Genomic DNA, 20,059 nt, shown 5'->3' with positions numbered 1-20,059 from the left:
CATCCGTTTGCTCCATCTGATCGCTCCGCCTGGCCGAAGAGGCCGCGCGGAAGCCGTTGAATCTCCTCCTTTCAGAAAGGATTCTCCCATGACCAAGGACAGCTATTTCCACAAATCCCGCGCCGGCGTTGCGGGTGCTCCGCTTTTCGTCTTGCTGCACGGCACCGGCGGTGATGAAAACCAGTTCTTCGATTTCGGCTCGCGTCTGTTGCCTGAGGCCACCATTCTCTCGCCGGTCGGCGATGTTTCCGAACACGGCGCGGCGCGGTTTTTCCGGCGTACGGGCGAGGGCGTCTACGACATGGCCGACCTTCAGCGCGCAACCGAAAAGCTCGCCGATTTCGTCAAGGCGAACCGGGAGCATTATCAGGCCGGTCCGGTCATCGGCCTCGGTTTTTCCAATGGCGCGAATATTCTTGCTAATGTGCTGATCGAACAGCCCGAGCTTTTCGACGCTGCGGTGCTGATGCATCCGCTCATCCCGTTCGAGCCGAAGATCTCCCCCGCCAAAGCCACGCGCCGGGTGTTGATCACGGCCGGTGAACGCGATCCGATTTGCCCGGTGCCGCTGACCAAGGCGCTGGAACAGAGCCTCAAGGCGCAGGGCGGCACGGTGGAAACCGTGTGGCACCCGGGCGGGCATGAAATCCGCTCCGTCGAGATCGATGCGGTCAGGGGTTTTCTGGCGGCTTATGGGGCGTAAAGTGCGCCGCTACTATCGGCTTTCTCCCTCAGGTGGGGAACTCAGGCGCATGTCAGTTCCTGAAAAAGCGTCGCACAAACTCGACGTCATCCTCGGGCTTGATCCGAGGATGACGGAGGAGAGGTTTAGGCACTAGCAACCGCAGGCTGGGCTATTCCCGCCCCAGCCTCAGCGATATCCACATTGCTGCAGCTGCGCCTCGTAACGCATCGCCATGTTGGCGGAGCGGCGGGCGGCCTTCTGGACCGCGGAATTGTTGCGCCAGCTGCCCTTCGCATAACCGCCATGGCCGGAATAATAAGCGAGGTAGAGATTGTAGGGGTCGTTCAGCGAAATGCCGTTTTCGCGACGGCTCTTGGCGTGATACCAGCCGACGAAGTGGATGGCGTCGGTGAAATCGGTGCGGCTTGCCGACCAGCGGCCTGTTTCACGCTGGTAAACACTCCATGTGCCATCAAGCGCCTGCGCATAACCATAGGCCGTCGACTGGCGTTTCCACGGAATGAAGCCGAGAAGCTTGGTGCGGGGCGGCCGTGCATAGGGGCGGAAGGCGGATTCGGTGTAGATCGTCGCCATCATGACAGGCACCGGCACGCCGAACTCCCGCTCGGCCGCCTTTGCGTCGCGCCGCCAATTGTTGAAGATGCCGTTCCGCTGCTCGAAAATCGCACAGGCATTGGTCACCTGCGACGGTGCGGTGGCGCAGCCGGCGAGAACGAGCATCAGGAAAACAACGGCAGATACGCCACGCATAACGGAACCCTTTCGTTCCGCTATTCTTAAATTGCTAACCATTAACGTCGGGTTTTAAGACAAGGTTAATTCAAATGCCGCCGATCAAGGGCCTGTTAACCCGCTGAAAATTCCTGTGTCCGGGATGGGGCGAAACCGCCCCCCGAGCGCCTTTTTCAAGATGCGTTTATCCCCGCGCATCCCCGGTCCCGCCGGCCCGGCTATACTCGGCCCATCCCGGTTATCAGGCGTGCGCGCGGCGCAGGATGGGCGGGGCAGGCGGCCGAAACCGGGGAGTTTCCCGATGTCACGGTTGAGGCGGCCGGCATATGCCCATCCTCCAAACAGGAACCGGTTTGGCGGGCGGGTCATATGTTTGAAGCCGGGGCCGCATCGTCTGCAAAACCCTGCACTACCCTTTGATACCCCCGCAGCGATGCGGCCCCTTTATCGCTTCCCGACGTTGCCCCGGAATTCGCGGCGACGATACCGGCGCATATTCGAAAAAAAGCGTTCTCTGTACAAAAATGAAAACCGATAAAATTGTAGCAATCGGCTTAAAGCGGCTGAAAACAGTGCTGTGCCATTGTGGGATCACAGACGGGGAGCGGCCTTTGAAAGAGACGCTTCCACGAAACAGAAATCGAGACCGGCACAAGCCGGCGGATCGCAAAACGGGGTATGAAATGCTGAAGAAGATTATTGCTGCCGCCATCTGCGGAATTGCCGTTGCTTCCATGTCCACCCATGCCGATGCGGCCGGTGCTGCCGGTTTTGCCCGTGGTTTTGCCGCCGTCGAGAAAAGCGCTGTCACCCAGATCGGCATTTCCGCGCCGGGTGGTTTTGATGGCTGCGTTCTTTCCGCCGGCCAATGCGTTTCCACCATCGCCGCGCCGCTGACCGGCGAGCGCCGCGAGGAACTGCTGCGCGTCAACCGCGATGTGAACGCCACAATGGGCGCGCTCGATGATTATTTTTCCGGTTTTGCAGCCGATGTTCCGGCAACGCCGTCGTTAAGCCTTGGCGATTGCGGTGATTGCGCCGCGATCAAGCGTGCTGCGCTCGCCGGCGCCGGCTGGTCTTCGAGCGCCCTGCGCCTTGCCTTTTCGCTGAACAATGACGGATCGCTCGAAAAAGTGCTGATCGTTACCACCGACAAGGGCGATATCGTCCTCGGCAACGCCGTCCTTTCTCCGGCTGAGCGAGAAACCGCGCTCTGACCTTTCGTTCGAGCATCGGAAACAGTTTTCGATCCGATGCTCCATTCTTTCATGCCTGCCAGACTACGCCGGTTTTCCTGACCCTTATGGGTTCAGGAAACCGGCGATTTTTTTCGTTCCGCCACGGCAATGCCGGCCAGCGCCATGATGAGCGCCATGATCTGATAGGTGTGCAGGGTTTCGCTGAGCACGAAGACGGACAGCAACGTGCCGAAGACGGGCACGAGGTTGATGAAGAGGCCGGCGCGGTTGGCGCCGATCTGTTCCACACCCTTGATGTAGAGGATCTGCGCGATGAGCGACGCAAAAATGGCGGCATAGACCACCAGCACCCAGCCCTTTTGATCCGGCCAGATGACGCTGTCGCGCGACATTTCCCAGAAAACCAGCGGGACGGAGGTGAGAAGGGCAAAAAAGGCGGGGATGGCCATCAGCGTGCGCCAGTCGACCGCCGGTTTCCAGCGCAGGATGACGGTGTAGATGGCATAGACCAGAACCGCGAGCAGCATGACGGCGTCGCCGACATTCATTTCCAGCTGCAGCAGCGAGACCGGATCGCCATGCGAAGCGAGAAGCGCCACGCCTGAAATGGTGAGGCAGAAACCGGCGATCTGGCCGAACAGCACGCGGGTGCGGAACAGGATGAAGTTCAGCACGAAGATAACCATGGGAATGCCGGCCTGGATGACGGCGGCGTTGATGGCCGAGGTGTGCTGCAGGGCCGTGTAGAGAAACACGTTGAAGGCTGTGTAACCGACGCTGCCGAGCACGAGGAAATAGGGCAGGCGCTTTTTCACCACCGGCCAGTCCTTGATGAGCTGCGGCACGGAAATGGCGAAGATGATGGCGACGGCAAAGACCCAGCGCAGGAAGGTGAAGGCCATGGGGCTGATGTGGCCGACGGCGAGCTTGCCGGCAACGGTGTTGCCGCCCCAGCAGAGCGTGGCGATGATGAGGGCGATATAGGCTTTGGAGGGCACGCTGATGTTTCGCTTCTTCACGGGGCGGGAAAACGGCTAAGGGGTGAATGGCGGTCTTGCGCCCGCGCTTGGCCCCCACGGGGCGAGATAATGCGGGAAATCCGCGCCTTGTCACGGAAAAAGCAAAATTCTCCATAAGAAACAGGGTCGCTTTCCGTAAAACAACACAGTATACATTCGCGGGTTTGGGTTTCCCATCGGGTTATCGGGCGCGCAAGCGCCATGAGCAGGAAAGCAAGAAATGACGAATGTTGTGGTGGTCGGCTCGCAATGGGGCGACGAAGGCAAAGGCAAGATTGTCGACTGGCTGTCCGAGCGGGCAGATGTCGTCGTGCGGTATCAGGGCGGCCATAATGCCGGCCATACACTTGTCATCGACGGTGTCAGCTACAAGCTTTCGCTTCTGCCGTCCGGCGTCGTGCGTCCCGGCAAGCTTGCCGTCATCGGCAATGGCGTCGTCGTTGATCCGCATGCGCTGATCGCTGAAATCGGCCGTCTGGAAGCGCAGGGCGTCAAGGTGACACCGGAAAACCTGCGTATCGCCGACAATGCCACCCTCATTCTTTCGCTGCACCGCGAGCTGGACGGTATGCGCGAAGACGCCGCCTCCAACAGCGGCACCAAGATCGGCACCACCCGCCGCGGCATCGGCCCGGCCTATGAAGACAAGGTTGGCCGTCGCGCCATCCGCGTCATGGATCTCGCCGACATGGAGGCGCTTTCCGCCAAGGTCGATCGTATCCTGACGCATCACAATGCGCTTCGTCGTGGTTTCGGCGCGGCCGAAGTCTCGCATGAGACGATTATGGAAGAGCTGGGCTCTATCGCCGAGCGCATCCTGCCGTTCAGCGAAACCGTGTGGCTGCTGCTCGACAAGAAGCGCCGCGCCGGTGCGCGCATCCTGTTTGAAGGTGCGCAGGGCTCGCTGCTCGATATCGACCATGGCACATACCCTTATGTGACCTCTTCCAACACGGTTGCCGGCCAGGCCGCTGCCGGTTCGGGCATGGGGCCGGGTTCGCTGGGTTACATTCTCGGCATCACCAAGGCTTACACCACCCGTGTTGGCGAAGGCCCGTTCCCGACCGAACTGAATGACGAGATCGGCCAGTTCCTGGGCGAAAAGGGTCATGAATTCGGCACCGTCACCGGCCGCAAGCGCCGCTGCGGCTGGTTCGACGCCGCACTGGTGCGCCAGTCGGTCGCCACCAATGGTATTACCGGCATCGCACTCACCAAGCTTGACGTGCTTGACGGTCTCGACGAGCTGAAAATCTGCGTCGGCTACAAGCTCGACGGCCAGGAAATCGATCATCTTCCGGCAAGCCAGGGCGCGCAGGCGCGCGTCGAGCCGATTTACGTCACGCTGGAAGGCTGGAAAGAATCTACCGTCGGTGCCCGAAAATGGGCGGATTTGCCTGCTCAGGCAATCAAATATGTCCGTCAGGTCGAGGAATTGATCGGGGCGCCTGTCGCGCTTCTGTCGACAAGTCCGGAGCGTGACGACACCATACTTGTGACTGATCCGTTTGAGGATTAATGTCCTCGGCGATCTAGATTCATAAACCATATCGGGCCGGTACGTCGCCGGTCACGACGAGAAAGTGCTTATGGCGGATTTTGTAGCAGTCATTCGCAAGGCCGTGGATGGCTTGGCGAACAATACTCCCGAAAACCGGGCGAAGGTTTACGACAAGGCGCGCAGTGCGGTTGTGCGCCAACTCGAGAATATGAAGCCACGTCCGCCGGAAGAATTGTTGCGCCGGCAGATCGCCAAGCTGGACGCCGCCATTGCCGAGGTCGACAGCGAATATGCCGAGGCGCTTCCCGCGCTTGAGGATGATGACGCTATCTCCCCGGCAGCCGAAGAGACGGCGGCATCCTACTACCAGCAGGATGCTGCCGACGCAGACGAGGCGCGCGCCGCCGAACCTGTGGAACAGGCTGAGCAGGAAGAGGAACGGCACGAGCCGGTCTATGAAGAGCCCGCACCCGCCGCGCCTGCACAGCCGGAGCCGGTTTACGAAGAACCGGCTGAAGAGGAAGAGCCCCGGCACGTCGAAGCCGTTGCTGCTGAGGAGCAGCGTCACGGCGAACACGAGCCGGAAGAGCTTTATGATGCGCCGGAAACGGTTCATGCCGTTCCCGCCCCGGCACACGGCTCCGACGAAACAGTTGGCACCTATTTCACACGGACGGATGAAGAGCCGGCTCACCAGCCGGAGCCTGAAACGGCGCTCGGCGCTGCCGATGATTCCGTTCCCTCCCATTGGGCGCAGCCGGTGGATGAGGATGACTGGCGCAAGCTCGATGAAGCGCAGGACGACGATGTGCGTCCGGCCGCCGAGGAATATGAAGAGGTTCGCAACGAGACCGACGAACGTCCGCTCGTTGCCGGTTATGCCGCGCAGCATTACCAGGAGCCGGAAGTAAGTTTCGAGCCCGCCCCTTACGAAAAGGATGAGCGGCGCGAGACGGACGACCATTTCGGCCCCGCCGCCGTGGAGCATGCTCCGGCGTTTGGCGGCCGGCACGATTTTGACGACCATCGCCAGCCGGAAGAGCAGACTCCGAAAAAGGCGGCCGTGGTCGAGGATTTCTCGTCCTATTTCCAGGATGCGGATATTGCCATTCCCGCCAAGGACGCGCCGGCGCTGCCGCGTGCGGATAACGATCTCTTCGGCGATCAGGCAGCGGCAAAGGACAATAAGGAACGCACGCCCTGGGACGATCTGGACGAGCTGATCGGTTATGACGGCGCGTCGTCCTCCACCCGTCAGGCTTCGGGCGAAACGAATGGCGTGGGCGCTGCCGCCGCGACGCCCGCCTATATGGTCAAGAAGAAGCCGCGCCGCAATTATGCGTCGCTGGTGCTGGCCCTTGTCGGCGTGGCGCTGCTTGCCGGCGGCGGTTATGCCGTGTGGATGAACCGCGACGCGCTGAACGATATGGTCGGCGGGCTGGTCAGTTCCGCACAGAACGGCGGCACCAGCCAGACGGCTTCGAACGGCACGGGTGAGGCGCAGACCTCGACACCGCCGGCGACCCAGCAGCCGCCCGCCACGGGGCAGCAGCCGACAACCCCGACCAACCATCAGACCCCGACCCATGGCGATGACGGCTCCGTCAGCGGCACCAAGTTCACCCAGCGGCTTCTGGCCGACGGCACCGAGCGTGACGAGGGACCTGCCGCCGGTGCGAACGGCCAGCCGGTCACCGCCGAAGGCCAGTCGGTCTATGAGCAGAATGTCGCGCCGCCGCCTGCGGGCGAGGCTCCGGCCAATAATGCCGGTGCGCCCGCCGGAACCCCGGCTGGCACGCCGCCGGCGCAGCAGCCTGCCGCCGCTGCCGGCGACCGCATGTTCCTTTATGAGGAAGTGCTGGGCCAGACGGTGCCGACCGCCATTCAGGGCAGCGTTTCCTGGTCGCTGCAGCAGGAAAACGACGGTGAGGGCAAACCTTCTCCGACCGTGCAGGGCCAGATCACCGTTCCCGGCCGTGGCCTCAGCGCGCTGATCACCTTCAAGCGCAATACCGATCCGTCGCTGCCGGCCAGCCATCTGATCGAGATCGTCTTCTCGGTTTCGCCCGGCTTCGAAGGCGGCGCTATCGACAGCGTCCAGCGCATCGCGATGAAGAGCACCGAGCAGGATCGCGGCAACGCGCTGATCGCGGTTCCGGCCAAGATCACCGACGATTTCCACATGATCGCGCTCAACGACTTCCCGGATGCGATGAAGACCAATCTGGAGCTTCTGAAGAGCCGCAACTGGATCGATATCCCGGTTTCCTACCGCAACGGCCGGCGTGCGCTGCTGACCCTGCAAAAGGGCAATGACGGCATCGCCGCCTTCGACAAGGCGCTCAGCGAATGGGCGGCGGCAACGCCGGCGACCGGGCAGTGATGATTTAAGGGCGGCTTAGGCCGCCCTTTTTGTTATATGGCAAAGGGCGACGTGCTTGTGGAATGGCTGCGGCGTTGTCTTTGCTTTGTCGGGTGATGTGGGTGGGTGCGGCTCACCCCCCTCTGCCCTGCCGGGCATCTCCCCCACAGGTGGGGAGATCGACTCGCGGCGAGGTTTCGCTTTTCTTGACGGTCGGAGATAGCGCAACGCAGCGCGTCTTGCCGATCTCCTTCCTTGTGGGGGAGATGCCCGGCAGGGCAGAGGGGGGTAAGCGGCATACTCCGAAATGCGGATATTTTCCCTACCGCTTCTCCTCCAGCACAATCGTGGGTCTCAGAGACAGAGCATTTCCCCGCCCGCCTTTTACAAATAAAAAATCCCCGGCCGGAGGCCGAGGATGATTCACGGTCAGCGCATCGGCGTCAGGAGCGCGTCCACTCACGCATCCACCACGCGCAGCGCACGCGCAGCTTCCAGCGCTTCCTTCTGCACCGCTTCCTGCACCTTCTCAAAGGCGCGAACCTCGATCTGGCGCACGCGTTCGCGGCTGATGTCGAACTCGGAGGAAAGTTCCTCCAGCGTCACCGGGTCTTCGGCAAGCCGGCGGGCTTCGAAGATGCGGCGCTCGCGGTCGTTCAGCACGCCCATGGCTTTCGCCAGCATGCGGCGGCGGGTTTCCAGTTCGTCCTGTTCGATCAGCACGTCTTCCTGGCTGTCATGGTCGTCCACCAGCCAGTCCTGCCATTGGCCGGACTCGCCTTCGGACGCCTTGATCGGCGCATTCAGCGAGGCGTCGCCATGCAGGCGGCGGTTCATCGAGATGACTTCTTCTTCCGACACCTGAAGCTTCGTCGCGATTTCCTTGACATGCTCCGGCTTCAGATCGCCATCGTCGATTGCCTGGATGCGGCCTTTCAGCCGGCGCAGGTTGAAGAACAGGCGCTTCTGGTTGGCGGTCGTGCCCATCTTCACCAAAGACCACGAGCGCAGGATATATTCTTGGATCGAGGCCTTGATCCACCACATGGCATAGGTGGCGAGGCGGAAACCGCGCTCCGGATCGAATTTCTTCACCGCCTGCATCAGGCCGACATTGCCTTCGGAGACGACTTCGCCGATCGGCAGGCCGTAACCGCGGTAACCCATGGCGATCTTGGCGACGAGACGCAGGTGGCTGGTGACGAGTTTATGCGCGGCGTCGCGGTCGCCATGCTCGGCATAACGCTTGCCAAGCATGTATTCTTCCTGCGGCTCCAGCATCGGAAATTTACGGATTTCGTCGAGATATCTATTGAGACCGGCTTCGCCGGCTGTAATCGTAGGCAAACTATTGCGGGCCATAAAGCACCCCCTTATCTATGGTCTGGAACGGTACCCTCTTTGATCGGCGACTGACCCGCCGGAGGCACACCGTAAGCTGCGGGTCGTTACCGACCCCGCACGAACCCATGTGACAGATATGTACGCGCCCGCCGCGTTTCAAGCGAACGCTGCGTTCACACATGCGTTATGTTCCAGTGACACCTTCCTTGACCTGTTTAACTTTCGAACGGTAGATTCGTTCCGAAAAACCGCCAAGGCCGGAGCGCACCATCAGCTCATACATCACCCGCCGGCGCATGGGATTGTGCAGGCGCACAACCTTCGAGCCAAGGAACTGCGTCTCCACATGGGCAAGCGCCTGCAGATCGGGATCGGCGGCAATCGCGTCCGCATAGGTCGCGTGAAATTCCCGGCGGCAGACATAGGTTTTGTATTTCGTCATGCCGAAGCAGACGAGGCTGTGGCCATGGGTGCGCAGGAAATCGGCGACACCCACCGTCACTTCCGGCCAGGCGGGATTGAAAGTGTCGTCGAAGACGATGACGCCATGCGGCGCGATCACCTCCATCGCCAGTTTCGCATCGGCCAGAACGTGGTGCAGGTTGTGGCCGCCATCGATGCTGAAGAAGCGGGCGGGGCCGATGCGGGAGGTGATGTCGGCGGGCGCCAGCCGCGTGCTGTCGCCCCTGATGATCAGGTCTTCATCCATGGCGAAACCCAGCCGACGGCCGTTTTCCATCAGGCGTTCATATTGGTCGAGACTGCCATCTTCGGGCGGATCGAGATCGAAAAGATCGACGCCCAGCACCTTTTCCTGCCTCCCGGCGAATTTGCGCAGCAGGAAATAGGAGCGGCCGTAATAAACGCCGATTTCCGCCATGCCGCCATGGAGGCCGCTTTTCGTCTGGGCCTGCAACAGCGCCTTGAAGACGAGCGCATCGGGCGGGTCGATATAGCCTTCGACGCTGCGCAACTCCTGAAAGATAAACCGGCGGTCTTCGATATTCATGCGATAGATCCCGTCATCATGCCGGTTCCGTTCGGGGGGCGGATCGAACGAATGGCGTCCCTGCGGTTTTATTTGGCAGGCTTGAAATCGCCACGGTTCAATGGCGGCGATTTCAGGCTTTGCGGGGCCGAGGAGGTGTGACGATTGAAGCGAAATTGGGGCGGTCTATAAAAAGGACCGACTGCGGAATATCGCTATCCGCTAATCTTTTTTTATTATCCGGGGCTTCCGGCGAAATGCATGGCGCAGTTTTTTTGACCGCGCCATGCAGGTTTTCAGCCACGCAATGCGGCGGTCAGCGCTTCCATGTCATCCGGCAGGTCGGTTTCGAATTCCATCACCTCGCCGGTGCGCGGATGTTCGAAAGCGAGCAGATAGGCATGCAGGGCCTGGCGCGGAAAGCCGCGAACGGTGCTCTTTGCCGGTTCTTCGAGAAGGTTCGCCTTGGTGCGGAAGGCCGCGCCATATTCGGGATCGCCGATCAGCGGATGGCCGATATGGGCCATGTGAACGCGGATCTGGTGGGTGCGGCCGGTTTCCAGCCGGCATTCCACCATGGAGGCGAGGCAGGTCGCATCCGGCCGCTCATGGTAACGCTCCATTACCTCGTAATGGGTGATCGCCTCGCGGGCATCGTCCGAATCCTCGTGCTTGACGGCGCGTTTGGTGCGGTCGGCGCTGCGGCCGAGTGCTGCGTCGATGGTGCCGCGCAGGGTGCGCGGGCGGCCCCAGACAACGGCCTTGTAGGCGCGTTCCAGCGGCCCGGTGCGGCCATGGTCGGCAAATTGCGCGGCGAGATGGCGGTGGGCATTGTCGTTCTTCGCCACGACCATGACGCCGGAGGTTTCCTTGTCCAGCCGGTGCACGATGCCCGGCCGCCTGACACCGCCAATGCCGGAGAGGCTGTCGCCGCAATGGTGGATGAGGGCGTTGACCAGCGTGCCGGTCCAGTTGCCGGCGCCCGGATGCACGACGAGACCGGCGGGCTTGATGAGCACGATCAGGTCTTCATCCTCATATTCCACGTCGAGCGGAATGTCCTCGCCCTTGGGTTCCGGGTCTTCCGGCTCGGGCATGACGATTTCGATGCGGTCCTTGGGATGCACCTTCTTTTTCGGCTCCGTCACCGGCTGGCCGTTGATGGAGACCGCGCCCTGCTCGATCAGCGCTTTCAGCCGGCTGCGGGAGAAGTCGCCGCCCACTTCGCCTGCCAGCCATGAATCGAGGCGGCCTTCGGCGTTTTCCCCGGCAATCAGGACTTTCCTTGCGTCTCCGCCTTGTTTAAAGGGGTCGTTCATTCTTATTTTTCCGATCCATCAGCATTTCAGGGAACCCGATGACGCAGATCGAGCAAGACGAACAGGAAGACAAGCCGCTTGATCCGGCCATGGAAAAAGTTCGCCGCAAGATGATCCGTTTGCAGATCGTGTCGGGCTCCGTGATGTTTATCAGCCTTATGGCCGTCTTCGGTGCGGTTGTCTACAAGGCGATGGGGCCGTCGAAGGCCGTCCAGACGCAGAGCGAAGCGCCGAACCTCGCCGTTCCAACCGGCAACGGGCCGGTTGCCGTCACCGCCAGCCTGCCGCAGGGCTTCGTCATCGACAATGTCAGCTATTCCGGCGGCGACATGCTGTTTTACGGGCGGCTCGCCAACGGCACCCGCAAGGCGCTGGTCTTCAACGTCGCGGCCGGCCGGTTCCTCGCCGATGTGACGGTCGATGGCCAGTGAGGCCAATAAGCTGCTGGACGGGCGGGTGCTGATCCCGGTCGAGGACCCGGCCGATCCGCGCATCGCCGCCTTTCGCGATATTCGCGAGCGCGACCTGACCGGGCGTCAGGGCCGCTTCATTGCCGAAGGAACGGTGGTGCTGCGCATGCTGGCCGCCGCCCATAAAGCGGGCGGCGCCTTCGCGGCGGAAAGCATCCTCATCCTTCGCAACCGGCTTTCCGGCGTTGCCGATATCCTTGCCGATTTCCCGCCGGATGTTCCGGTTTATGTGGCCGAAGCGCCCGTGCTGGATGGCATTGTCGGTTTTCACCTGCATCGCGGCATTCTGGCGCTCGGGCGGCGGGTTCAGGATCGCGGACTGGAAGAGATGACGGCGGCACTTCCCGCCTCGTCGCTGGTGCTTGTCGGCTGCGGCATTTCCAATCACGACAATCTGGGTGCGATGTTCCGTAACGCGGCGGCGTTTTATGCCGATGCGGTGCTGCTGGACGAGACCTCATGCGATCCGCTTTATCGCAAGGCGCTACGCGTTTCCGTCGGCTCGGTGCTTTCGGTTCCCTGGCATCGTGGCGGCGGGGCGGTGGAGATGCTGGAGCGGCTTTCCGAGGCCGGGTTTGCTATCTGGAGCCTTTCGCCGGGTGGCGAGACCGAGATCCGCGATATTCCCCGATCCGAGCGCATGGCGCTGGTGATCGGCACAGAAGGCGAGGGGCTGCCGCAATCGGTGCTCTCACGGTTTCATACGGCGCGGATTGCGCAATCGCCGCAGCTGGATAGCTTGAATGCGGGGACGGCTTCGGGGCTGGCGCTTTATCAGATGGCGGGGGTTATGGGGCGGGTATGATGCCGAGGCGTATGCGGCTTCACCCCCCTCTGCCCTGCCGGGCATCTCCCCCTCAAGGGGGGAGATCGATATGCGGTACTCTTCAGCCCATCTCTAACGTTGCGAATGAGCGAGCGGTAGCTCCCAGCTGATCTCCCCCCTTGAGGGGGAGATGCCCGGCAGGGCAGAGGGGGGTAGGCCACACCCACCGAGGACCTAATGTTCCCGCTTCTCCATCACCACCTTCGCCCGCTTCGCAAGGCTCTCCCGCCCCGATGAGCCGGAGGCCTTGGCGAGCAGCGCCGGAATGGGCGATTTTTCGCCCTCCTGCGCGGCGGTGAGCGCGATCATCTCGGCGGCGATCCTTGCGATTTCGCGGCGGATGGGTTCGTCATTGCCGGTGCCGCGCACGTTCAGCAGGCGTTCGGTGAGCGCGGTGCCCTGATTGCGGATATCCTCGATTTCCTGCTCCAGACCTTGCGACGCCGCTGGCTCCGTCACGACCGGGGGGGCTGGTTCCTCCGGTGCCGCCTCTTCTTCGGCGGCGGGTGCGGTTTCAAGCGCGGCGGCTGGGGCAGGGGCAGCGGGTTGCGATGGGCTAACCGTTTTCTCGACCGGCACGGCCGGGTTCGGCAGGCGGATGATCATGTCGTTGGCGCGGCCGCCGGTTGCGGCAAGCTGTTCCTTGAGGCGGGCGACTTCCTGGTTGCGCAGCGTCAGCATCGTGTCGAGATCGGCATTTTTCGCCATGACGGTCGCGACCTGTTCCTCGAGCCGGGTGACCTTGCGGCTTTCGCGGGCAACCGCCGTCATCGCTTCCTTGTTGCGGGCCGCCACATCCTGCAATTCGCGGGTCGCGGTCTCGCCTTCCTTGCGGAAACGCGTGGCGCTCTGCTTGGCCTGCTCGGCCTCCAGATCGCGGGTGGCGGCGAGGATTTTCGAATCATCCAGCTCGCGCGTCAGATTGGTGAGGCGGGCGGTGAGATCGGACATCTGGCCGGCGCGCTCGTTGGCGGCCTGCTCCTGTTGTGCGAGGTTCGCCTGTACGGCGCCGGCATGTTCTTCGGCGGCATCGAGGGCCGCGCGCAATTCGCCGATTTCCAGCGTCAGCTCCTCGATTTTCAGGGAGAAGCTGCGGTTCTGTTCGCCCAGCCGATATGCATCGCTGGAGGCGGCCTCGTTGGCGAGGCGCAGCGAGGTGTTCTTTTCCCGTTCCGTATCCAGTTCCTGGCGGACCTTGGCATTTTCGGCGGCGTAGAGCGCACGCGCCATGTCCTTCTGGGCGCGCACTTCCTGCGGGCTGATGGGCATTGTCGCGCGTATGCGGTTTTCCGTATAGGCGACGATGCGGCGGTGGATCGCGGGTGCGATCAACAGGGCCAGCAGGGTTGCGGTGAGAAAACCCAATCCGAAGAGAATGGCATATTCGATCACGCGGGACAGTCTCCGAAACTCAGATACGCGCGCATTCGGAAAGAGGGGCGCGAAAGCACGTTACGCTATTATTGCAACCGTGGGGAGGGGGCTCCCGGCAATTGCACAGGCGGTGTCGGCGCCACTTGTTTCTTCTCCCCGAGGGGGAGAAGTCCGCGGCAGCGGGATGAGGGGGCAAGGGCGGTGAGATACAGCAACGTTGCCCCCTCATCCGACCCTTCGGGCCACCTTCTCCCCCTTGGGGAGAAGAAAGACGCGGCACCCTCGCATAATCAGAAGGGGTTCCAGGTCGGCTGCTGGGTGAGCTTCAGGTAACCGACATTGATGCCGAGGCGCGCGCCGATGCCGGTGCGGATGGGGGCAAGGGTCACGTCGCTGCTCTTCAGATAGGTCATGCCGACGCCGGCGACTATAAAGGCGGAGCCGCTCACACCGCCGTAACGGCGGTAAAGCGCATCGACGGAGGGCAGGTTGTAGACCAGCATCATGGCGCGGGTGCCCTGGCCGCCATAATCGAGGCCGAGGGAGGGGCCCTGCCAGAAGACGGGGTGCTGGCCGGCATTCTTGGTGTAAAGCGTGCCTTCGCCATAGGTGAGGCCCGCGACGAAGGCGCCGGAGCCTTCCTGGCCCAGAATGTAACCGTTCGGAAGGCCGTATTGCTGGAAGGCGCGCTCCACCACCTTGGCAAGGCCGCCGGTGGTTTCACCGAAGAATCCGTGGCCTGCATCCACGACTTCCTGGAAAGAATATTGATCGCTGTTCTGGGCCGCGGCCGGTGCGACCCATATCAGGAGGCTCGCAAGGAGCGCGACAATCTTTCCCAGTCCGAGGCGTGCAATGGTGCGGGTTTTCGTAAGGCGCATCGTCATGTCCGTCCGTCTGTTTCGTTAGCGCATCGGTTCGAAAATCCGAATCGGTTTTCGAAAGGGCCGATGCCCAGAGTCAAAGTTCTACAGCATGTTTCGCGCATCCTTGCGGATACACGGGGCTCCAGTGTGGCCTGTTAAGGCATTTGGCATTTTGAAACCATCCTATTAACAATCGGTTTACCAAATATGGTGTCATTATGGCTTAACAATTTCCACACCGTCCGCGCCTCCCTTGCGCAGGAGAGAATTTTATGACCAGCAAACTCAATATCACGCTGTCCGGTCCCGATCTGGCGGCTCTTCTGTGCAGCCGTGTGTGCCATGATGTGATTTCTCCTGTCGGCGCCATCAATAACGGCCTCGAACTCCTGGACGAGGGCGGCACGGATGACGATGCGCTCGATCTCATCCGCACGTCAGCCCTTAACGCATCCGTGCGGCTGAAGTTCGCCCGCCTTGCTTTCGGCGCTTCCGGCTCCGCCGGCGCGTCCATCGACACCGGCGAGGCCGAAAAAGCCGCCCAGGATTTCGCCGCCGCCGAAAAGAAGGCGGAGGTGAGCTGGAACGGCCCGCGCGCCATCGTTGCGAAGAATCGTGTCAAACTTCTGCTCAATCTCTTCCTCGTGGCTTATGGCGCCATTCCGCGCGGCGGCAATGTGGATGTGCTGCTGGAAAGCCCCGACGGCGACGCCAGGTTCGAAATCACCGTCAAGGGCCGGATGATGCGCGTGCCGGCCAAGTTCGTGGAAATTTACGAGGGCAGGCTGGAAGAGGCGGTCGACGCCCATTCCGTTCAGCCCTATTACACGCTGCTTCTGGCCGAGGAGGCCAATATGGCGGTGGAATACAAGGTGCATGACGACCGCATCGTGTTTACCGCCAAGACGGTTGCCGAGTGACCGTTCAATCGCCGATCTGAATTTGTGAAGGGCCGGACCGCGTCTGCCGACGCGCCGGCCTTTTTCGTTTGGGGAGCATGTTCATGACACGTCTGACAACCGCTCGCCTTGTCCTGCGGCCGCATGCCATCGCGGATGAAGCGCTTTATCGCGCCTTCTGGGGCGCGGATGTTCCGCAGATCGAAGGGGTCGTATCGATTGCGCCGCTGGACCCGGAACTCGCCTTCGCCCGGCTTTTGCGTTTTCTGGGCCATTGGTCCGCTTTCGGCTTCGGCCCCTTTGTGGTGGAAGAGCTTGCCACGGGGCGCATCGTGGGCGAGGTGGGTTTTGCCCATATGCGCCGTGGCAACGGTGAGGATTTCGACGGCGTGCCCGAGGCGATGTGGAAAATCGACGGGGCGCTGGCGGGAAAGGGTGTCGCGACCGAGGCGGTGGAGGCGGCGCTGCGATGGTTCGATGATCGCGGGATTTCGCAACGGACCGTCTGCATGATCAATCCGCTCAACAGCCCGTCGCTGGCCATAGCCGCCCGATTCGGCTTCCGGCCATTTCGCGATACGGCGTTCCGCGACAGCCCCGTTCGGCTTTTCGAGCGGATCGCGGATATCTAGAGCATTTCCAGTAAAAGTGCGAAGCGGTTTTACGTCCGGAAAATGCGTGAAAACAAAGAGGTAGAGCACGTCCACCGATTCCGTTTAAATCGGACGTGCTCTAGAGCATTTCCAGTAAGAGTTCGACGCGGGTTTCTCCAGCGCCCGGTGTTGCTGTCTCCAATCGCGTTTCAGGACGACCTGAAACCTGTTCGAGGTCTCGGCGGGCGGCGGATTGAACCAGGAGTTGGTCCATATCAACTCCGGAGCATCCCATGCGCTATCTTCTTCTGGCGGTCATCGTCATTTTTTCCACTGTCCAGTCCGCAATGGCGGAAAGCGGCATCGGTTTTAAACAGATCGAATTGCCGGATGAGGCCGGTTCGAGACCGCTAGCCGTTTCATTGTGGTACCCGGCCGCGCCGTCGGGCAAAAGCGAGATCGTCGGCGAAAATGCCGCCTTTTACGGCCTTGAGGTTCAACCGGGCGCTTCCCTTCTTGCCGGTTCACGTCCTCTCATATTGCTGTCGCACGGTTTCGGCGGAAGCTGGCGCAATCTGAACTGGATTGCCGGTGAGCTTGTTCGGGAAGGTTATGTCGTGGCCGCCCCGGATCACGGCGGCGAATCGTTCACCGAAGAAAATGCGACCGAGATCGTTCCATTGTGGGAACGGCCGCGCGACATCAGCAGAACGCTGACCGCATTGCTCGGCGATGACCGATTCGCCGGCGGGATCGACGCGACGCGCATCGCCGTAATCGGCCATTCCCTTGGCGGCTGGACCGCAATGGAGCTGGTTGGCGCGCGATACAGCGCCGATCTTGCCCTCAAGGATTGCCGCGGGGAGAAGCGCCCGCCGCAATGCAAGGCTCCGCGGCTGCTCGCCAAAGTCGGGGTTGTCGGTGACGGCAGGGCCGATCCGCGTCTTTCGATGGATTTGAAGGATACCCGCATCCGCGCCGCCATCGCGCTGGATCTCGGGCCGGCCGCCGGTTTCCTGCCGGAGACGCTGCAAGCCGTCGGCGTCCCGGTTCTGGTTCTGGCCGCGGGTGTGGAAACACCAGAGATCGCCGCCATCAAGGCCGATTCCGACTATATTGCCCGGCATCTGCCAAAGGCGACGACCGTTTATCGGGAAATACCGGATGCCAGCCATTTCAGCTTCATGCAGATTTGCAGGCCGAACGGCGAAAAGATCGTGGAGGAGCTTTCACCGGGCGAAGGTTTCGTCTGCCGGGATGGCGGCGGCAGGGACCGCGCGGCCATCCATGCGCAGATCGCGCAGGCGATCCTCGGCTTTCTGAAAGCGGAAATGCGCTAGGGCGGGTTTTCCGGACGCCTCGTGGCCGGATGGTCCTGAGGCGTCCCTTTTCAAACGGCACTTACCGGATGGTGCCGATAAACGAGGTCTTCGGGATCGGAACGGGGTGCCGCCGGGTCGAGCCTGCCGCCGATTCGTTCGGCGACGGCCGCGGATTTGCGGTTCTGCGGCGAGACGTAGCTGACGAGCGTTGGCAGGTTCAGGGTCTTGAAGGCCCAGTCGCGCAGCGCCGAGGCGGCTTCCGCCGCATAGCCGCGCCCTTCATGGCCTTCGTAAAGCAGCCAGCCCAGTTCCTTTTCCGGAAACAGCGGACCGTGATTGATGCCGACCTGGCCGACACATTGCCCCGTTTCGCCAAGCTCGATCATCAGCGCGCCATGGCCGAAAAAGTACCAGTTGGCCTGATCGTGGCAGAACACGCCCCATGTCGAGGGCAGGTCGTAAGGCCCGCCGACACCGATGGAGCGTGGCGACGCCATGAAGTCTCGATAGGCGGGAAAGTCTGTGATCATCAGCGGGCGCAGCGTCAGGCGTTCGGTCTTGAGGGTAGGGGTAGGGTGGTTCATGTGCCGTTATCCTTTTGCGGCGCGTAGCCTAGCTCTTCTTCCCTCATTCCTGTGCCTGTCACAGGAATCTAGCCAGCCCAAGTCCTTGGGCTGAAAAGAGTCTCTCGCTGCGCAGACGCGCATCGGCTGGAGTCCTCTGACAAGCACAGGAATGAGGGAGTATCCATGCGCCGGAATATGATCGTGTGTCGTGATATGCCAATGACACCGTTACCTGCGACCTTGAAATCGCAACAAAAAACCCGCCGTTTCCAGCGGGTCTTTTAAAAACTGTCCTGTTCCGGAATGGATCAGGCGGTTTCGAGGAATTCCGTCGCGCCATCCGGCTCGCGCAGAACATAGCCGCGGCCCCAGACGGTTTCGATGTAGTTTGCGCCGCCGGCGGCGTTTGCCAGCTTCTTGCGCAGCTTGCAGATGAAGACGTCGATGATCTTCAGTTCCGGCTCGTCCATGCCGCCATAGAGGTGGTTGAGGAACATTTCCTTGGTCAGCGTCGTGCCCTTGCGCAGCGAAAGCAGCTCGAGCATCTGATATTCCTTGCCGGTCAGGTGAACGCGCTGGCCGCCCACTTCAACCGTCTTGGCATCGAGATTGACGATCAGCTCGCCGGTGGCGATGACCGACTGTGCATGGCCCTTGGAACGGCGGACGATGGCGTGAATGCGGGCAACAAGCTCGTCCTTGTGGAACGGCTTCGTCATGTAATCGTCAGCGCCGAAGCCGAGACCGCGAACCTTGTCCTCGATGCCGGCCATGCCGGACAGGATGAGGATCGGCGTCTTGACCTTGGAGAGGCGAAGCGTTCTCAGAACCTCGTAACCCGACATGTCGGGCAGGTTGAGGTCGAGAAGAATAATGTCGTAATCATAGAGCTTGCCGAGGTCCACGCCTTCCTCACCGAGGTCGGTCGTGTAGACGTTAAAGCTCTCCGACTTGAGCATCAGTTCAATGCTCTGCGCTGTCGCGCTGTCGTCTTCAATAAGTAGAACCCGCATAATTATCCCCTTTGCCGCCCGCGAACCGGTAAATCATTGCCTCGCGCGATGCGGATCCAGACGTTGCCTGATTTGCAGGCTGCCACCAAATGGTTAACAAATTCTAATTGCCTTTGGCAAGGTGTATCGAATTTATTAAGCAAAGTAGGCATTTCGCTGTTTTTGCACGTGAATCCACCATCGCCAAAATTGAAGCTTAACGTGAGGAAATCCCGTTAAGTGATTCAATCGACTCTTACATCGTCGGGTCCATTTTTTTGGACCTGGCATTTACCGACCCTTAAATGATCGTCGTTATCATTAACGATGCCCGTAAACGAAAGGTTAACGACGGCGGTTTTTTATTAACGTCGGGTAACTTTTGGGAATCATTCCGGGACAGGGGTCAACCCTTACGGAAAAACGGGCGGGTTAAACGGGCCGATCAGGGTGGCATAGTGCCTTTTTGATCCGGGTCTCGCTATCCATGGAGTATTGCGTATGAAGTCGCGTGACAGCCTGGTTCGCCTGAAGGAATTTCAGGTCAATGAAAAACGCCGGCAGCTTAACCAGCTGCAGCAGATGATGTCCGAGTTCGAGCGGATGGCAAAGGAACTGGTGCATCAGATATCTCTGGAAGAAAGCAAGTCGGGCATTACCGATCCGACGCATTTCGCCTATCCGACCTTCGCCAAAGCCGCGCGCCAGCGGGCGGATAATCTTCAGGTCTCGATCCGTGAGCTGAAGGCCCAGCAGGAAGCCGCCGAAGCTTCGCTGGAAGAGGTGCAGGCCGAATATGAAAAGGCCGCTGCCCTCGAAAACCGCGACGGAGCCATCCGCGCCCGCGCCTGACCTATAGGCGCAGGAATTTACGAAGATCGTCCTCATTGACGGCTGCCGGTGGATCAGGAGGCGGCTTTCAATGACGGGACGCCATGCATTTTTTCGAAAGGCCGCTCCTTAAGGGCGGCCTTTTGTTTT

The 20,059-nt window shown here is 61.1% G+C and carries 19 protein-coding genes; 10 read left to right on the top strand and 9 right to left on the bottom strand.

All coding sequences use genetic code 11. The annotated features are described in order from the left end of the window. Positions 1–88: 88 nt before the first annotated feature. Complete coding sequence (locus tag ACQZ60_RS12110) at positions 89–703, top strand: alpha/beta hydrolase (RefSeq protein ID WP_060723665.1); 615 nt, start codon at positions 89–91, stop codon at positions 701–703. A gap of 168 nt (positions 704–871) precedes the next feature. Here the strand turns inward: ACQZ60_RS12110 and ACQZ60_RS12105 are convergent, their stop codons facing one another. After that, on the bottom strand, positions 872–1,456 hold the full coding sequence (locus ACQZ60_RS12105; protein ID WP_004429977.1) for a transglycosylase SLT domain-containing protein: 585 nt from the start codon (positions 1,454–1,456) through the stop codon (positions 872–874). 665 nt (positions 1,457–2,121) lie between these two features. Here ACQZ60_RS12105 and ACQZ60_RS12100 point away from each other — a divergent pair. Then, positions 2,122–2,655 (top strand): transglutaminase-like cysteine peptidase, encoded by a 534-nt coding sequence (locus ACQZ60_RS12100; RefSeq protein WP_060723664.1) that lies wholly within the window; start codon positions 2,122–2,124, stop codon positions 2,653–2,655. A gap of 92 nt (positions 2,656–2,747) precedes the next feature. Here the strand turns inward: ACQZ60_RS12100 and ACQZ60_RS12095 are convergent, their stop codons facing one another. After that, positions 2,748–3,635 carry a DMT family transporter gene (locus ACQZ60_RS12095; RefSeq protein WP_448735336.1) on the bottom strand — a complete coding sequence of 296 codons (888 nt, stop codon included), beginning with the start codon at positions 3,633–3,635 and terminating at the stop codon, positions 2,748–2,750. A gap of 241 nt (positions 3,636–3,876) precedes the next feature. Between ACQZ60_RS12095 and ACQZ60_RS12090 the strand changes: the two genes are divergently transcribed. After that, a complete protein-coding gene (locus ACQZ60_RS12090) occupies positions 3,877–5,175 on the top strand; it encodes an adenylosuccinate synthase (protein WP_004429984.1) in 1,299 nt (432 codons plus the stop codon). A 70-nt stretch (positions 5,176–5,245) separates the two neighbouring features. Further along, positions 5,246–7,540 (top strand): hypothetical protein, encoded by a 2,295-nt coding sequence (locus ACQZ60_RS12085; protein ID WP_448735300.1) that lies wholly within the window; start codon positions 5,246–5,248, stop codon positions 7,538–7,540. A 438-nt stretch (positions 7,541–7,978) separates the two neighbouring features. Here ACQZ60_RS12085 and rpoH read toward each other — a convergent pair whose 3' ends face one another. The 3 genes from rpoH to ACQZ60_RS12070 all read right to left on the bottom strand — a co-directional run bounded on the left by rpoH (position 7,979) and on the right by ACQZ60_RS12070 (position 11,170). Continuing rightward, complete coding sequence (gene rpoH, locus ACQZ60_RS12080; protein WP_003522581.1) at positions 7,979–8,881, bottom strand: RNA polymerase sigma factor RpoH; 903 nt, start codon at positions 8,879–8,881, stop codon at positions 7,979–7,981. A gap of 166 nt (positions 8,882–9,047) precedes the next feature. Then, positions 9,048–9,872 (bottom strand): class I SAM-dependent methyltransferase, encoded by an 825-nt coding sequence (locus tag ACQZ60_RS12075; RefSeq protein ID WP_448735299.1) that lies wholly within the window; start codon positions 9,870–9,872, stop codon positions 9,048–9,050. A gap of 275 nt (positions 9,873–10,147) precedes the next feature. After that, the gene (locus ACQZ60_RS12070; RefSeq protein ID WP_035259711.1) at positions 10,148–11,170 is read right to left on the bottom strand and encodes an RluA family pseudouridine synthase; all 1,023 of its coding nucleotides are present in this window, start codon (positions 11,168–11,170) and stop codon (positions 10,148–10,150) included. Between the two features lie 38 nt (positions 11,171–11,208). Between ACQZ60_RS12070 and ACQZ60_RS12065 the strand changes: the two genes are divergently transcribed. Then, a complete protein-coding gene (locus ACQZ60_RS12065; protein ID WP_448735298.1) occupies positions 11,209–11,601 on the top strand; it encodes a hypothetical protein in 393 nt (130 codons plus the stop codon). Further along, positions 11,591–12,445, top strand: a complete 855-nt coding sequence (locus tag ACQZ60_RS12060; RefSeq protein WP_448735297.1) for a TrmH family RNA methyltransferase — start codon at positions 11,591–11,593, stop codon at positions 12,443–12,445. The genes ACQZ60_RS12065 and ACQZ60_RS12060 overlap by 11 nt, the downstream gene beginning before the upstream one ends. A gap of 195 nt (positions 12,446–12,640) precedes the next feature. Here ACQZ60_RS12060 and ACQZ60_RS12055 read toward each other — a convergent pair whose 3' ends face one another. Together ACQZ60_RS12055 and ACQZ60_RS12050 are read right to left on the bottom strand one after the other, a co-directional pair. Further along, on the bottom strand, positions 12,641–13,858 hold the full coding sequence (locus ACQZ60_RS12055; RefSeq protein ID WP_448735296.1) for a hypothetical protein: 1,218 nt from the start codon (positions 13,856–13,858) through the stop codon (positions 12,641–12,643). A gap of 272 nt (positions 13,859–14,130) precedes the next feature. Further along, entirely contained in the window at positions 14,131–14,727 is a 597-nt protein-coding gene (locus tag ACQZ60_RS12050; RefSeq protein ID WP_003522931.1) for a DUF1134 domain-containing protein, read from the bottom strand. 251 nt (positions 14,728–14,978) lie between these two features. Between ACQZ60_RS12050 and chpT the strand changes: the two genes are divergently transcribed. From chpT to ACQZ60_RS12035, 3 genes are all read left to right on the top strand, one after another. Next, positions 14,979–15,626 (top strand): histidine phosphotransferase ChpT, encoded by a 648-nt coding sequence (chpT, locus tag ACQZ60_RS12045; RefSeq protein ID WP_003522930.1) that lies wholly within the window; start codon positions 14,979–14,981, stop codon positions 15,624–15,626. An 83-nt stretch (positions 15,627–15,709) separates the two neighbouring features. Continuing rightward, positions 15,710–16,237 carry a GNAT family N-acetyltransferase gene (locus ACQZ60_RS12040; protein ID WP_425646903.1) on the top strand — a complete coding sequence of 176 codons (528 nt, stop codon included), beginning with the start codon at positions 15,710–15,712 and terminating at the stop codon, positions 16,235–16,237. 254 nt (positions 16,238–16,491) lie between these two features. Further along, positions 16,492–17,538 (top strand): alpha/beta hydrolase family protein, encoded by a 1,047-nt coding sequence (locus ACQZ60_RS12035; RefSeq protein WP_448735295.1) that lies wholly within the window; start codon positions 16,492–16,494, stop codon positions 17,536–17,538. Between the two features lie 50 nt (positions 17,539–17,588). Here the strand turns inward: ACQZ60_RS12035 and ACQZ60_RS12030 are convergent, their stop codons facing one another. Both ACQZ60_RS12030 and ctrA read right to left on the bottom strand, forming a co-directional pair. Continuing rightward, the gene (locus ACQZ60_RS12030) at positions 17,589–18,104 is read right to left on the bottom strand and encodes a GNAT family N-acetyltransferase (RefSeq protein WP_448735294.1); all 516 of its coding nucleotides are present in this window, start codon (positions 18,102–18,104) and stop codon (positions 17,589–17,591) included. A gap of 290 nt (positions 18,105–18,394) precedes the next feature. Continuing rightward, positions 18,395–19,099 carry a response regulator transcription factor CtrA gene (gene ctrA, locus ACQZ60_RS12025; RefSeq protein WP_003522926.1) on the bottom strand — a complete coding sequence of 235 codons (705 nt, stop codon included), beginning with the start codon at positions 19,097–19,099 and terminating at the stop codon, positions 18,395–18,397. A 480-nt stretch (positions 19,100–19,579) separates the two neighbouring features. Here ctrA and ACQZ60_RS12020 point away from each other — a divergent pair, with 480 nt between their 5' ends. Beyond that, positions 19,580–19,930, top strand: coding sequence for a flagellar export protein FliJ (locus ACQZ60_RS12020; RefSeq protein ID WP_003491821.1), 351 nt, complete (start codon positions 19,580–19,582; stop codon positions 19,928–19,930). Positions 19,931–20,059: the final 129 nt, after the last annotated feature.

The sequence above is a fragment of the Agrobacterium sp. 22-223-1 genome, assembly GCF_053522385.1.
This window is presented reverse-complemented; position numbering and strand designations above follow the sequence as displayed.

Coding starts and splice junctions, on each gene's coding strand:
- ACQZ60_RS12075 (WP_448735299.1), bottom strand. CDS start 9,872: ATGAATATCGAAGACCGCCGGTTTATCTTTCAGGAGTTGCGCAGCGTC.
- ACQZ60_RS12065 (WP_448735298.1), top strand. CDS start 11,209: ATGACGCAGATCGAGCAAGACGAACAGGAAGACAAGCCGCTTGATCCG.
- ACQZ60_RS12110 (WP_060723665.1), top strand. CDS start 89: ATGACCAAGGACAGCTATTTCCACAAATCCCGCGCCGGCGTTGCGGGT.
- chpT (WP_003522930.1), top strand. CDS start 14,979: ATGACCAGCAAACTCAATATCACGCTGTCCGGTCCCGATCTGGCGGCT.
- ACQZ60_RS12090 (WP_004429984.1), top strand. CDS start 3,877: ATGACGAATGTTGTGGTGGTCGGCTCGCAATGGGGCGACGAAGGCAAA.
- ACQZ60_RS12035 (WP_448735295.1), top strand. CDS start 16,492: ATGCGCTATCTTCTTCTGGCGGTCATCGTCATTTTTTCCACTGTCCAG.
- ACQZ60_RS12060 (WP_448735297.1), top strand. CDS start 11,591: ATGGCCAGTGAGGCCAATAAGCTGCTGGACGGGCGGGTGCTGATCCCG.
- rpoH (WP_003522581.1), bottom strand. CDS start 8,881: ATGGCCCGCAATAGTTTGCCTACGATTACAGCCGGCGAAGCCGGTCTC.
- ctrA (WP_003522926.1), bottom strand. CDS start 19,099: ATGCGGGTTCTACTTATTGAAGACGACAGCGCGACAGCGCAGAGCATT.
- ACQZ60_RS12100 (WP_060723664.1), top strand. CDS start 2,122: ATGCTGAAGAAGATTATTGCTGCCGCCATCTGCGGAATTGCCGTTGCT.
- ACQZ60_RS12070 (WP_035259711.1), bottom strand. CDS start 11,170: ATGAACGACCCCTTTAAACAAGGCGGAGACGCAAGGAAAGTCCTGATT.
- ACQZ60_RS12030 (WP_448735294.1), bottom strand. CDS start 18,104: ATGAACCACCCTACCCCTACCCTCAAGACCGAACGCCTGACGCTGCGC.
- ACQZ60_RS12105 (WP_004429977.1), bottom strand. CDS start 1,456: ATGCGTGGCGTATCTGCCGTTGTTTTCCTGATGCTCGTTCTCGCCGGC.
- ACQZ60_RS12085 (WP_448735300.1), top strand. CDS start 5,246: ATGGCGGATTTTGTAGCAGTCATTCGCAAGGCCGTGGATGGCTTGGCG.
- ACQZ60_RS12020 (WP_003491821.1), top strand. CDS start 19,580: ATGAAGTCGCGTGACAGCCTGGTTCGCCTGAAGGAATTTCAGGTCAAT.
- ACQZ60_RS12040 (WP_425646903.1), top strand. CDS start 15,710: ATGACACGTCTGACAACCGCTCGCCTTGTCCTGCGGCCGCATGCCATC.
- ACQZ60_RS12050 (WP_003522931.1), bottom strand. CDS start 14,727: ATGACGATGCGCCTTACGAAAACCCGCACCATTGCACGCCTCGGACTG.